Origin of the sequence: Nannocystis punicea (assembly GCF_026965555.1) — a bacterium.
Taxonomy (GTDB): Bacteria; Myxococcota_A; Polyangia; order Nannocystales; family Nannocystaceae; genus Nannocystis; species Nannocystis punicea.
This window is the reverse complement of the sequence record NZ_CP114040.1, coordinates 6999003-7012199: the sequence shown is the minus strand read 5'-3', so window position 1 is coordinate 7012199 and position 13197 is coordinate 6999003. Positions and strand designations below refer to the sequence as shown.

Here is a 13197-nt window from a genome sequence, read left to right as displayed (position 1 = left end):
ACCTTCGTGAGGCCTGCAGCGCTTCACGGCGAGAGTTTCCTCGGTCTGCGCAACTCGGTCCCAGGGCGCCCCGGCCCCCGTCCACGGGAGCTTTCTTGGGGCGGTGAGGGTCGGCGGAGCCGAGATCCGGGGCCCGGCCGCGCCTGAATGGCGAGGGCTTCTCGCGGCGCGGCGACACCGTGATCCCGATTTCTGTCCGCAAGGTGCGGCGAGGTCTGGCGGCAGTGCGCATCGATGCGGGATCATTGCGACGCGCGGACGATCTGTCGGGGAGCGAGGGACTCGAGCTCCTCGCTCGTCAACGCCTGATCCCACACGTATCCGCTGCCGATATCGCCGTGGAGAGACCACACCCATGGTTCCGTGAGTCGTCCGTCCCGATCCATCCATCGCGGCCGCAGATCCATCCGCGAATCCGAGGTCTCGAGCGCTCCGAGCTCACCGTCGAGCCAGATCTCGAGCTGGGCGTCGCCATCGGGGAGGAAGCGGCGGACGAGCGCGATGCTGTGCCAGTTCGCGTCGACGAGCCCACGCGGCCCTGCGCCGGCGACGGCGAGCGACCACGCTCCTCCGAAACCGACCTCCGCGCCGTCGTCGACGAGCCAGCGCAGCTCTGCCTCCTGGGTGAGGAGCAGCGCAAAGCGGCCGGTTTCATCGCACTCGTCGGCATGCGCCGCGAGGAGTGGGTGCTCTCCACTCCACCAGCAATCGTCCGAGTACGGCTCGACCGCGCTCAGCCCTGCCGGCGGGGCCGCGGCGAGGCGCAGGTTGATCACGAAGGTGAATTCGTCGCGCCCGAGCTCTCGTGGCAGTGCGACGGTCTCGGCGCATGAGGAAGTCCACTCCTCGCACGAATGCAATGCGACAGGCGCGAGCGAGCGGAAGTAGAGGAACCCGTCGAGGCGCACGAAGCCGATTTCAGGGGCCTTGAAGGTGGGGATCGACGGATTGAATTTGGAGGTCGACGCATCAGGTGGAGCCGACATGCCTCTGGATTGCGAGGGGGTGGAAGGAGTCGCGGACGCCGATCTCGGTCGCTGCACGCCGCGGACCGATGCAGCGGCGCCGCCGTGGAAGACCACCGCCGAAAGCGGTGTTCCCTTGGCTGCACATCCGTTCGCGCCGCAGAGCTCGAACGAGCGCTTGTCGAACACTGCGGCCTGCTTCTCGTTCATGGCGAGAAGGTGGTACAGGAAGAAGTGCTTGGCCGCGACGCCAGCGTCGAGCGAGGCGTCATAGGTGACCCTCTCCGAGTGACTCGGGAACTCGTTCGATACGATGAGAAGCTCGAGCGCGGTCTCGGGCGGTGCGTCGTGGAGCTCGGGGTGGGGGCACGGGGTCTTGGTGGCGACGGGAGGCTCGACGGGCGGGCAATCCGGCGGTTGCTCCACATCCACTGGTGCCGTCGCGGGCACGTCGGCTCGCGCCGTCTGGATCGGCGGGAGCTGGTCTCGCTGGCCCGTCGGGCAACGGATCAGCGCCAGGAGCGGCGAGAGCATCACCAGCGGGACCCATCCGCGGGCTCGTGGCGGCTTGGCCGCCGGGAATAGCGAACGGACGGCCGCGCGCGGCATGTCGAATTGCCGGGCGACGAGGGCTATCCGTTCGCGCTGACGCGGTCGCAACCGCAGGAGTTCGGCGAAGAGTTCGAGCATCAAGCCGCGCGACTCGATCAGCTCGATGAGCTGATAGGCCATCTCGCTCCTGCTGCCGGGCCCGAGCGAATGGACCATGTGCTCGTCACCGCCGCTTTCGCCCAGATTGCGCGCCAGCTCGCGGAAGTCCCGCTCGGTCAGGAGATTGCAGAGCAACGCATGCAATTTCTCTCGGCGGGCACGGCCTCGAGGTCCAGGATGAGCGCCTTGCATCTTCCCTGGATATCCGTGTCACCGCGAGACATCAACCCCGGACAGTACATGCATATTACGTTTTCCATGAACGAAGTTTCGTCAGCTTGACCGGACCGGTCGACTTTTCTGCATATGCAGGTGTTTCAAGGCCGAGGCGAGCCACGAGGTGCAGTATCGCCGAGGGAGCGCCCAATAGGCCGAGAGGTTCCAATCCATAATGTGGGTCCCTGTCGCAATCAGGGGAATTGATGCGACATCATCTCGCTATTCGTGGGCGGGCTCGCCATGCGTTTAAACAATCAGCGATGGGCGAATGCGCTCATCACGCATGGTTTGCCGCCTCAATGGCCTGACGGTTGCGACGCGGCGGCGTCCGGAGCCTCCGCTCGCACCAGTCGGGCGCCGATTCGGAGGGCCTCCTCGACGTCGGCGATCACTGGCACGACGTCGGGTCGGCTGGCAGGGTGTCCGAATTCGGCGGGGTCGACGGGGCCGAACATTTCTTGAACGACCCGCGAGTCTCCGGGCGCGAGGGCTGCGACGCGGCGTTCGCAGGCGCGGACGCTCTCGGCGGCGGCGAGGGCGGCGGCCGTCGGTGCGAGGCACTGGCGATAGGCGTCGAGCGCCGCGGCCCGGAGGGCGTCGATGCGTGAACGATCGCTCGACGGTGGGAGGCCGGCGGCCGGTGCCGCGGCACGATCGGCGAGCCACTCGCGGAGGAGGCCCTGCCGGCCGCGGGCCTGCAGCGCGCTGGGACTGTCCGGGACGAGCTCGGCGATCGCCGCATAGGCATCGTCGAGCGCGACGATGTCGTCCGTCAAGGCGGGGGCGATGGCGGCCAGCGGCGCGAGCACGGGCGTGGGCGCCGACAGGTCGCGCGGGGGGAGCTCCTCCGGCGAGAGGCGGCGCGGCGCACGGCCGGGGACGGGGACGCGAGGGCGGGACGTCGGGCGATCGTCGAGGAGCGCCTCGAAGGCGGCGTCGGCCTCGAGCAGCGCGGCCGTGGCGACCGCGTCCGCGAACGCCTGCCGGTAATCGATGTGGATCTCCAAGCGCGTATACCTGGCCCGCGAGCGGGCCCGAGCGGCGAGGCGAAGCGCCTCGTCGTGGTCGGCCCCGGGGCGGCGGGAGACTGCCCAGCGCGCGCTCGCCGGCGGAGAGTGACGGTTCCGCGGGGCGCGGTCGAGGGCCACACGGTCGAGGCAGAGCATTTCCATGACATGTCCCTGGGGACATGTCGATCGCAGGAGGAGGCGGGCGAGTTCGACGCTGGCCTCCAGCTCGCGGGTCGGGGGGCCCTTCATCCCGTAGTCGCGGAGGTAGGCCCCGGCGTAGGCGCGCCGCGCCCGGTCGTCCTGCGGGACGACGGCGTAGCCGGTCCACCGGATCTCGGCGGCGCGCGGCGTATCGCGGCCCCTGTAAAGTTCCTCGTAGGCGCCCAGGGTGGCGACGAGGCGAGCGCGGGGGCCGAGGGCCAGGCGGAGTTCGACGGCGCGGGCGAGGGCGTTGACGGCGTGGTGGTCGCGCCAGGCGGTCGCGGCGGAGCGCTCGTACCACGCGGCCGCCTCCTCGTATCGTCCGAGGCTGTCGTGGAGCAGGGCGATCTCGAAGTGCGCGTCTGCGAAGTGCTCGCTCGCCGGAAAGGTGTCGACGAGGGTGACACGAAGGGCGAGGGCCGCGTCGACATCGCGGGCCGCTTCGAAGCACATCGCCGCGTTCCAGAGGAGGGTGCTGGCGCGGTCGTGGCGAGCGCCGTAGTCGGCGAAGAGCGCCTGGAACTCGCGCCCACAGGCGGCGAATGCGGCGGCCGCGGCGTCCGGGTCGGCGGCGACGCGACCGCGTTCGCGATGGTGGACAGCCGTCGCCCAGCGGAGCCCGGCCTCGATGGTCAGCGCGGTGGCACGGAGCTCTTGCGCCGCGTCCGCGCGCCAGAGCGGGAGCGCTCGCAGGCGCGCGAGCTGGCGCTTCAGCTCGAAGCCGGCCGCGTACCGCTCCGCGTCCGTCTTGCCCGCCGCGGTCCACTCGCGGACGTGACCGTCGAGGAGGAGGGTCGCGGCCCAGATCGTCCGCGGGTCGGCGTCGCCCCCGGAGGTCAGGTGCTCGAGGTGAGGGCGAGCGAGGGCTGTCTCGCTGACCTGGTCGAGGAGGCACGCGAGGTGGTAGCGATAGGCGGCGGCCTCGGGCGCGGCCGCCCCGGCGTCGTCGGCGAGAAACGCTTCGTAGGCCGCGAGCAAGGCGCGCTCGTCGTCCGTCAGGGGGAGCGGCTGTTCACGCCTCGGGGCGCGGTGCTGGTACACGCACACGCCCTCGCTGTTGGTCTTGCACGCGCGCCGCAGGACCGGGCGCTGACCGTCGCCGAGCCTGGCCACGAGGGCGGCGATCGTCTCGCGGCGGGCGGCGAGCGGAGCCCCCTCGGTCGCAGGCCCAGGCGCGGTCGCGGGGGCCGCGGACGTCGATGCGGCGCCGAGCACGAGCGTCGTCGCAAGAGCGGCGGTCAGAGCCACGGCGAAGCGTCCCACCGCTCCATGATAGCGGGGCGCGGACGCGAGGGCTCGACGGTACGCCGCCGGCTCGGCCGGCGAGCCGTCACGCTTCCACCCGCTGCGTCGACCGGGCTCCGAAGGGATCCCGAAGGCCAGCGAACATCCGTCGTTCACGGCCGACTGGCGCGGTCGACCTGTTTTTATGGCTGGACGGCCTCGGAGCTGGTCCGGCGGTCGGCAGTGATTCGTCACGTGGAGGCGTGGGCGGTTGGGCGCGGGCGGTGTCATCGCGGCCGCGAGATGGTCTAAGGTGGCGGGGATGCCCGACCGCGACGTCGAACGCAATTGCAGCCCCGAGTCCTTCGTCGAGACCCTGCGCCGCCTGGCGGACGCGATCGAGCGCGGCGAGACGTTCCGAATCCAGGTGGCGGGGGCCCGCTTCGGCGTGCCGCGCGACGCGGCGCTGTCGATCGAGCACGAGGTCTCCGGCGACGAGGAAGAGCTCGAGCTGCAGCTGCGCTGGCGGCGGTGAGCGCGACGCCGCAGGTCCATCATGGCGCCTCCGTTGTGCTGGCCTGGATTTGCCGGCGGTGAGCGGACGTGCAGGCGGGATGTCCGGGCCTTGAGCGGCTGAGCGCCTGCGCGGAGAATGCGCGGGCAGGTCGTTCCCTCCCGGTGCAGCCCGCATCGCCGTAGGTATGGCGATTGGGAGCAGGAGGACACCAGCCACGAAACACTCGTGGCGGGACGCACACGTGGTTCGATCGGCCCGGGTCAGAACGGTCGCCAGGAGAAGCCATGAAGAAGACAATCATGATTCTGGCGAATGCGCTCGCAATCGCGGGCGCGGCGAGTGTCGCCACGGCGGCCCCTCCCGAGAAGGAGGTATTTCATTTCCGGGACGGTCTGGCTCATTCGGACGGGGTCGGCGACGACGAGTGCGAGGCCCGCTCATTTCTCTTCAACGCCTTCGAGAACCGGACGCAGGTGCCCGGTGAAGGCGCGAGCGACGGCTCCTTCCTCGTCGCCCAGATTCACGTCGAAAATCAGTGCACTGGCATCCAGATCGACGGCAATGCGTCATTGCCCGTGGAGGGGTTTTCGATGTCGCTCGACGGGGCCGCAGCCGCGATTACGTTCGAGGCGCAGCGGTTCGGCGGCGGCGTGAGCGAGCCGGTGGAGGTTCAGATCTCCGTCGAGTGGACAGGCGTCGGCGACATCCTGCCCGACCGGTTCAAGACCATGTTCGACTCCGGCGGCACGATCATCCGCATGCAGACCCACGGCAAGTTCCGACAGGCGAACATCACGGTGATGGTGACGATCGACGGTGTCCCGCTCGAGTTCGACGAGGCCGTCGGCGACCTCTTCGAGTCCAAGAGCGGCAGCATGACCATCACTCACCCATGAGCAGGCCGCTTGCGGTCGGCGGGGCCGACGTTCTCCACCGGGGACCCCGGCCCCGCGGCCCGGGCTCGATCGGACATGGCCGCCGCGGCATGTCGTCACGGACATGTCGTCACGGACATGTCGTCAGGGCCATGTCGTCACGGCTTGACGGCGATCCGGCCGGTGTAGTCGATGCGGTGGAGCAGCGGGGCGCCGCCGTGCTCGGCGAAGTAGCCGTCGACGGCCTCGCGGGCGCCGCGCCAGTGGCCGTAGTCGTCGACGATGAGGACGCCGCCGGGGGCGAGGCGGGGGTAGAGGTGGACGAGCTCGTGGCGGGTGGACTCGAACCAGTCGGTGTCGAGGCGGAGGATGGCGATCGCGTCGGGGAGGGTGGCGGGGATGGTGTCCTCGACCTTGCCCTTGACGAAGTGCAGGCGCTCGCGCGGGTAGCCGGTGGTGGCGAGGCTGGCGGTGGCGTCGGCGAGGCTGTTGGCGCAGAAGACCTTGTGGTCGGTGCCCTTGATCTTGTCCCACTCGCCGAGCGGGGCCTGGTCCTTGTACGAGACGTCGCGCGCGGTCGGCTCGCTCATGCCCTCGTAGGTGTCGAACAGGTAGAGGTCGCGCGCGCGCTCGCCGAGCTCCTGGAAGGTCAGCGCGGCGACCATGGCGCTGCCGCCCTTCCACACGCCGCACTCGACGAAGGCGCCGGCGATGCCGGCCCGGTGGACGTGACGCACGGCCTGGTAGAGCGCGTACATCCGCTCGGTCGAGGTCATGGTGTACGGCCGGGCCCGGTCGTGGATGGCCCGAAAGCCAGGTTCGAAGTCGGGGTACTGCTGGCGCCAGCGGCGGTCGTCGCGGAGGCGGCGGAGGCGATCGAAGAGCGTCACGGGTGGCGCCGAGGGTACCAGGACGCGGAGCTGCGCGCGCCAGGGTGCGGGGGGGCGTGGGCGAGCCGGCGGGCAGGCGCTCGCGGCCGGCGAAGAGGTGAGCGTTGCGAGGACGGCGGCGCGGCGCGGCAGGGACACGCCGGCGCGGCGGGATGCGTTATGTCTCTTCGACCAGGCGCAGCCTGGGGCCGCGCTCCATCAGCTCGCAGAAGCGGCGGACGGCGCCCTGGAGGGCGGCGATGCAGCGCTCGAACACCAGGCGGAAGTCGCCCTCGGCGGCGAGGAACAGCTCGGTGGCGGCCTGCATGTCGTCGTGCTGCGGGTAGAGCTTGACGACCTTAAACTCGGCAGTCACCTCGGCGGCGGCGATCCGCGCCCAGTGGCGCTCCGCCTCGCTCTCGAGGCCCCAGAAGTTGGGGAACACGAGGCGGAAGTACAGCGGGTCGTCGTCGTCGACGGTGACGCAGTAGTAGCGACCCTCGCACTTGAACACGAGGTCGCCGGCGTCGTCGACGATGGGCCGGAAGCCCTCGGCGCGCAAGAACTCGGCGTAGACCTCGGCCTGGCTCATGCGCGCAGGATACCCCGCGCCGCGCGGCCGCGGCAACGCTCGCGCGAGCGCGCCGGGTTGCGGGCGCTCGTCCGCGTCGCGACGTGTTTCACCGCTGCGCGGTAGTGCAAGCCGTCGGCTCCGGCAAGATCTGGCGCAGGTAGGCGTCGGCGGTCATGCCGGGCCGTTGCTCGCGCGGATAACCGAGCGAGGCCTCCTCGAAGCGCACGCCGTCGATCCAGTCGGTGCGCCGCGTGTGAAGGTGCCCGCTGACGACCACGCGCGCGTCGTAACGGCGGTGCCAGTCGTGGGTCGCTCGCGTGCCGCACCACGGGCGGTACCGCGGCACGCGGGGGATGAAGATCAAGTCGTCGCGCAGCGGCCAGTGGTTGACGAGGATCTTCGGGTGCGCCCGCTCGCGATCGAGGCGCGCCGCGGCGGCGCGCACGCGGTCGGCGGACCAGGCGACGATGTCGGCGAACGGGTGCGGATCGAGGCGCGACTCGTCGGCGGCGACGACGCCGTCGTCGGCGGCCCAGGCGATCGCGCCCGCGCGATCGAGGCCGGCAGGGGCGAAGGTGTAGTCGTAGAGGAGGGCGAGCAGCGCGAGGGTGTGCGGGCCGCCGTCTCCTGGCCACACCGGCCACGGATCGTCGACGCTGACGACGCCGCGCGCGCGGCACAGCTCGCACAGCGCGGCCAGCTTGTCGGCGCCGCCGAGGCGGACGCCTCGCTCCTCGGAGGTCCACAGCTCGTGGTTGCCGGGCACCCACAACAGCCGCGCGAAGCGGGGCTGCAGCAGGTCGAAGGCCCACTGCAGGTGATCGCCGGTCTCGCCGACGTCGCCGCCGACGATCAGCCAGTCACCTGTCCGTGGGGACAGGTCGGCGAGGAGCTCGCGGTTGCGTCGGTGACCGACGTGGAGATCGCTGAGGGCCCAGAGCTTCATGCGGGCGCCGGCAGGCTAGTGCGGGGAGCGGGGGCTTTCAACCACCGGCCGCGCAGGCCGGCGCAGGCCGCTGAATCGGCGATGCGCCCGGTCGCGGGCCGGGCGCGGCGGCCCGACCAAAGTCGGGTCCGGCGTGCGGGTGCAACGACCGCGCGCGGTCCGGGCGAGCGCGCGCGTTCGCGGTAGACTCCGCGACGCATGACGACCCTCCCCAACGATCCGTCGGCGCAGCGGCGCGAGGCGACCTTCCCGCGGCTCACGCCGGCGCAGCAGGCCCGGCTGTGCCGCTACGGCCGGCGCCGGCCGACGCATGCCGGCGAGGTCGTGTTCGAGCACGGCGAGACGAACACGAACTTCTTCATCGTCCTGTCGGGCACGCTCGAGGTGGTGCAGCCCGGCTTCGACGGCGTCGAGCACCCGGTGGTGATCCACGAGTCGGGCCAGTTCACCGGCGAGATCAACATGCTGTCCGGCCGCCCGAGCCTGGTGCGCGGGCGGGTCGGCGAGCCCGGCGAGCTGCTGGAGATCGACCGCGAGGGGCTGCGTCACATCGTCCAGGTCGAGGCCGAGGTCGGCGAGCTGCTCATGCGGGCGTTCATCCTCCGCCGCGTCAGCCTGATCGCCCACAACGCCAGCGACGCGGTCCTGGTCGGCTCGGTCCACTCGCCGGCGACGCTGCGCTTGAAGGAGTTCCTGACCCGCAACGGCCACCCGTTCTCGTACATCGACGTCGAGCGCGACTCCTGCGTCTGCGGGCTGCTCGAGCAGTTCCAGGTCGAGGTCGACGAGGTGCCGGTGATCATCTGCCGCGGCAACGTGGTGCTGCGCAACCCGACCACCGAGGAGGTCGCCCGCTGCCTCGGCTTCAACGCCGACGTCGACCGCAGCGTGGTGCGCGACGTGGTGGTCATCGGCGCCGGCCCGGCCGGGCTGGCGGCCGCCGTGTACGCGGCGTCGGAGGGGCTCGACGTGCTGGTGATCGAGCGCAACGCGCCCGGCGGGCAGGCCGGGTCGTCGTCGAAGATCGAGAACTACCTGGGCTTTCCGACAGGTATCTCGGGACAGGCGTTGGCCGGCCGCGCGCTGACGCAGGCGCAGAAGTTCGGCGCCCACGTGGCGGTGGCGATGTCGGCGGCGCGGCTCGACTGCTCGCGCACGCCGTACGTGATCGAGCTGGGGGCGCAGGGGTCGGTGCACGCGCGGTCGATCATCCTCGCCACGGGGGCGGAGTACCGCCGGCTCGGGCTGCCGAACCTGCACCGCTTCGAGGGCGACGGGGTCTACTACGGGGCGACGCAGATGGAGGCGCAGCTGTGCTCCGGCGAGGAGGTGATCGTCGTCGGCGGCGGCAACTCGGCCGGCCAGGCGGCGGTGTTCCTGGCCGAGTCGGTCCGCCACGTGCACATCCTGGTCCGCTCGAGCGGCCTGGCCGACAGCATGTCGCGCTACCTGATCCGCCGGATCGAGGAGCACCAGAAGATCACGCTGCGGCCGTACACGGAGATCGTCGAGATGCTCGGCGAGACGAGCCTCGAGCAGGTCCGCTGGGTCAACCGCAAGGACGGGACGAGCGAGACGCGGCCGATCCGCCACGTGTTCTCGATGGCCGGCGCGCGCCCCAACACCGCGTGGCTCGAGGGCTGTGTGGCGCTCGACCCGGCCGGCTTCGTCAAGACCGGCCCCGACCTGACGCCCGAGGAGCTGGCCCAGCGCCCGTGGCGGCGCGCGCCGTACCTGCTCGAGACGAGCCTGCCCAACGTGTTCGCCGTCGGCGACGTCCGCTCGGGGAACGTGAAGCGCGTGGCCTCGGCCGTCGGCGAGGGCTCGATCTGCGTGCAGATGGTCCACCGCGCGCTGGCCGAATGAGCGCGTGCATCCCAGGAAGGAGCTCGATCATGGCGAAAGAGATTTGTTCCCACCTCGATCAGATCCACGACGTCCGCCCGCACACCCGCGGCTGCGAGGAGTGCCTCAAGCTCGGCGACGAATGGGTCCACCTGCGCCTGTGCATGACCTGCGGCAAGGTCGGCTGCTGCGACTCGTCGAAGAACAAGCACGCGACCGCCCACTTTCACGAGACGCAGCACGCGATCGTGCGCTCGCTCGAGCCGGGCGAGCGGTGGTTCTGGTGCTACGTCGACGAGGTCGGCTTCGAAGCGGGGTGAGCGGCGACGGCCGGGCGCCTCGATGCGAGTCGGCCGAAGTCGCGAGGCCGGGCTCGGCGTGCCCGGTGCTTCGCCGGGTGTGATGATCGGGCCGCCGCGCGATCACGGCGATTCGGGCGGGACGAGGTTGGCGCAGCGGGCGTAGTATCGCGGCAACTGCTTGTCGGCGAAGAGGTCCATGTACGATCCCCACCTGCGCCGCTGCACGCGCATTCGGTGGACATCGCCGTTCCGGAAGCCACGCACGGCCTGGCCGGGCACATCCCGGCAGCGGTCCGCGCCCATCTCCGGGCAGCTGTGCGCGACGTACAGGTCTCGCCCGGTATAGGTCCCTTCGACCACTTCGAGGATCTCGTAGCGCATCACGAGCTTGATGTGCAGGACCCCGCAACCCGGGGCGCTGTGCCGCTCGACCAGTCGGGCGATCACGGTGAGCTCGGTCGAGGGCTCGGACGCCGGGGTGGGCAGAGCAGGCGGCGCGGCCTCGATGGCGGAGGGCGTCGGCACCGGTTCGGCAGGGGGTGTCGGCGGAGGCGGGGCTTCGAGGGCGTCGGAGGGCGTCGGCGGCGGCGCGGCTTCGACGGCTTCGGGAGGTGGCGCAGGTTCGACGGGGGGCGGGGGCGTGGGCGTCGTTTCGGTCGGCGGCGGCGCGCACTCGACCGCGGTGAGAAAACCCGAGAAAGTCGCGACCAGGGCAAAAAGCGCGCGATGGGGACGCATGTGGACCGGACAAAGCTTGCCGGCCGGAGTTCCGGATCGGCAAGGGCTGCAGGCACGCAGAGCGGGCCTGGGGGGATTTGGAGGCACCAGGCGCGGCGGCCGGGCCGGACTCGGCGCGGACCCGGGCGCGGTGCCGGCGGTCGCGCGGGCCGAGCAGGGAACCGGGGCGAAACACCTCGAGGTCGTGATTCTGCGGCTGCGTCGACGTGGTCGGTTTGCGCCGGGATGCGGAGAACCGGCCACGCGGGGTTCGCCATGCGCTCGAATCGCCGTGAGCGAGGCGCCGGCGAAGGCGCTCAGCCGAAGGACAGCCTGAAACGCTCCCAGGTGCTGGCGCCGTACTGGCAATTGACCACACCCGCGCCGGAGCCGACGCTTTGCGTGACGCCTCGCCCGTCCGTCCTGAGAAATACGTTGGAGAAGTGCGCCGAGGCGACCGTGACGGTACCGTCGCCCTGTTGCAGGACGCGGAATCGCTCCCAGGCGTCGGCGCCGTATTGACAATTGACCACGCCGGCGCCCGCCGCCGCGGGCTGAGTGACCCCGTTGCCGTCCATGCGCAGAAAAACGTTGGAGAAGGCGACCGAGCCGATCGCCACCAGCCCGCCGCCCTGATCGACGAGGTTGAATCGTTCCCAATCGCTGGCACCATATTGACAATTTACGACGCCGCCGCCAGACGCCGTGGTCTGGACGACGCCTCGACCGTCCATTCGCAGGAAGACGTTACTGAACGCCGCCGATTGAATTGTGTACACCGCCATGATGACCTCTCCTCGACGGTAGAGGACGCCAGGGCCGCCGCCCGTGATCTTCGCTACAATCGGGGGCCTCCCGAGGGATCGGGGATTCCGCGGGCGGGCCGCGGCGCTGTTCGTCGCTACAGCGCGGAGGCCGGAGCGCCGGGCGCTTTCGGCCGTCCGCGAATACGTAGAATCGACGAAACGACCGGTGCGGCGAGCTTCGCGTCGTCGAGATTCGCAGCGCGAGTGGTGACTGCCGCGAGGACCGGACGCGAGGGCGTTCTACGCCGATTCGTCGGTTCTCGTGGCGAAGTGCGAGCGCACGCGGGCCTTGCATTCGTCGATCCGGAAGCGCACGTCGTCGAGCATCGGCTCGATATGGGGGCAGGCGCGGAGCGGGCGGAAGATGCACCCGTCGAAGTCGAAGTAGAGGCCGACGCCGTCGCGGGCGAGGGTGACGGACATGGCCCTGGGGTGGAAGTCCATGCGCGCGTAGCTCTTCTCGTCCATCCAGTCGCCAGACGACCACGACCACAGGTGCGTGCGAACGAGGTGCAAGCGGTCGCCGTCGAGGCGATAGGTCCCGCCCCACACCTCGAGCTCGGCGTGATGGTTGCTCGTCGCGTAATGGAGGTACTCGAGGGCGCCGCCGTCGTGGAACAGGAAGCGGTGGTGGACCTGGTCCTCCCACGGCTCCATCGCCTCGGGGTCGTCCCAGTCGAGGTCGTCGGGGTAGGGCTCGGCGAAGTGGCCGCCGTCGGCGAGGAGGTCGGCCGCGGTGACCTGCGAGTCCGTCACAGCGCGAACACCTCGAGGTTGTCGAAGGCGACGCGGGCCTCCCAGCCGCCGAAGGCGAAGTGGCGCTGGGCGGGGCCGGTCAGCGGCTCGGGGTCGTCGTAGCGGAGGGCCTCCTGGCCGTCGAGCTCCCAGGTGATCGCGCCGTCGCGGCGGGTGATGGCGAAGTGGTAGCGCTTGCCGGCCTCGACCTTGAGCGACTGGGTGGTCTTGCGATCGCCGCCGTGCTCGTCGCGGCGGACGATCGCGCTGGTGGTGTTGTTCCAGCCGCCGAAGATGATGACGTAGCCGGTGGCGGTGTAGCTGGCGCTGCGCGCGAAGCTCTTGCCGTCGCCCGCGAGCTCGATCTTGATGTCGCCCTCGTCGGTGGCGGCGCGGGCGTCGAACTCGACCCGGACGTTGTCGGGCAGCGGCAGGGTCAGCCACAGCGGGTGGTTGCGCAGGCCCTCGGTCACGAGCTCGCCGCTCTCGACCTTCGCGCCCGGACCGGTCGACTTCCACGAGGGGCCGAGCTCGGGGCCGTCGAAGCGGTCGGCGAACAGCAGCTGGGCCGGGCCGGCGCTGCTGTAGGTGCGCGGCAGCTCCTCGCAGGCGAGGACGAACAGGGCGAGGGCGGCGAGACGGCGCATGGGTTGAGGGAGTGTCGTTAGACGAGACGGGGAG

Annotated in this window: 13 protein-coding genes; 4 read left to right on the top strand and 9 right to left on the bottom strand. The window is 70.7% G+C overall.

The window, feature by feature from the left end:
• Positions 1-242: 242 nt before the first annotated feature.
• Together O0S08_RS27045 and O0S08_RS27040 are read right to left on the bottom strand one after the other, a co-directional pair.
• On the bottom strand, positions 243-1820 hold the full coding sequence (locus tag O0S08_RS27045; RefSeq protein WP_269032177.1) for a hypothetical protein: 1578 nt from the start codon (positions 1818-1820) through the stop codon (positions 243-245).
• Positions 1821-2191: 371 nt separating this feature from the next.
• Positions 2192-4369, bottom strand: a complete 2178-nt coding sequence (locus O0S08_RS27040) for a hypothetical protein (protein WP_269032176.1) — start codon at positions 4367-4369, stop codon at positions 2192-2194.
• A 283-nt stretch (positions 4370-4652) separates the two neighbouring features.
• Here O0S08_RS27040 and O0S08_RS27035 point away from each other — a divergent pair, with 283 nt between their 5' ends.
• Positions 4653-4865, top strand: a complete 213-nt coding sequence (locus O0S08_RS27035) for an amphi-Trp domain-containing protein (protein WP_269032175.1) — start codon at positions 4653-4655, stop codon at positions 4863-4865.
• Between the two features lie 266 nt (positions 4866-5131).
• Positions 5132-5743, top strand: coding sequence for a hypothetical protein (locus O0S08_RS27030; RefSeq protein ID WP_269032174.1), 612 nt, complete (start codon positions 5132-5134; stop codon positions 5741-5743).
• Between the two features lie 137 nt (positions 5744-5880).
• Here O0S08_RS27030 and O0S08_RS27025 read toward each other — a convergent pair whose 3' ends face one another.
• The 3 genes from O0S08_RS27025 to O0S08_RS27015 form a co-directional block, all read right to left on the bottom strand.
• On the bottom strand, positions 5881-6612 hold the full coding sequence (locus O0S08_RS27025; protein ID WP_269032172.1) for a TylF/MycF/NovP-related O-methyltransferase: 732 nt from the start codon (positions 6610-6612) through the stop codon (positions 5881-5883).
• Between the two features lie 157 nt (positions 6613-6769).
• Positions 6770-7183 carry a hypothetical protein gene (locus tag O0S08_RS27020; protein ID WP_269032171.1) on the bottom strand — a complete coding sequence of 138 codons (414 nt, stop codon included), beginning with the start codon at positions 7181-7183 and terminating at the stop codon, positions 6770-6772.
• 88 nt (positions 7184-7271) lie between these two features.
• A complete protein-coding gene (locus tag O0S08_RS27015; protein ID WP_269032170.1) occupies positions 7272-8111 on the bottom strand; it encodes a metallophosphoesterase family protein in 840 nt (279 codons plus the stop codon).
• A gap of 198 nt (positions 8112-8309) precedes the next feature.
• On the opposite strand from O0S08_RS27015, the gene O0S08_RS27010 reads away from it, so the two are divergent.
• Positions 8310-9977, top strand: coding sequence for an FAD-dependent oxidoreductase (locus O0S08_RS27010; RefSeq protein WP_269032169.1), 1668 nt, complete (start codon positions 8310-8312; stop codon positions 9975-9977).
• Positions 9978-10006: 29 nt separating this feature from the next.
• The gene (locus O0S08_RS27005; RefSeq protein WP_269032168.1) at positions 10007-10276 is read left to right on the top strand and encodes a UBP-type zinc finger domain-containing protein; all 270 of its coding nucleotides are present in this window, start codon (positions 10007-10009) and stop codon (positions 10274-10276) included.
• A gap of 102 nt (positions 10277-10378) precedes the next feature.
• On the opposite strand, the gene O0S08_RS27000 is transcribed toward O0S08_RS27005, so the two are convergent.
• The 4 genes from O0S08_RS27000 to O0S08_RS26985 form a co-directional block, all read right to left on the bottom strand.
• On the bottom strand, positions 10379-10783 hold the full coding sequence (locus O0S08_RS27000) for a hypothetical protein (protein WP_269032167.1): 405 nt from the start codon (positions 10781-10783) through the stop codon (positions 10379-10381).
• A 509-nt stretch (positions 10784-11292) separates the two neighbouring features.
• Complete coding sequence (locus tag O0S08_RS26995; RefSeq protein ID WP_269032166.1) at positions 11293-11760, bottom strand: fascin domain-containing protein; 468 nt, start codon at positions 11758-11760, stop codon at positions 11293-11295.
• Between the two features lie 261 nt (positions 11761-12021).
• The gene (locus tag O0S08_RS26990) at positions 12022-12537 is read right to left on the bottom strand and encodes a hypothetical protein (protein ID WP_269032165.1); all 516 of its coding nucleotides are present in this window, start codon (positions 12535-12537) and stop codon (positions 12022-12024) included.
• Positions 12534-13163, bottom strand: coding sequence for a DUF6250 domain-containing protein (locus O0S08_RS26985; protein ID WP_269032164.1), 630 nt, complete (start codon positions 13161-13163; stop codon positions 12534-12536). Before O0S08_RS26985 ends, O0S08_RS26990 begins: the two co-directional genes overlap by 4 nt.
• Positions 13164-13197 lie beyond the last annotated feature (34 nt).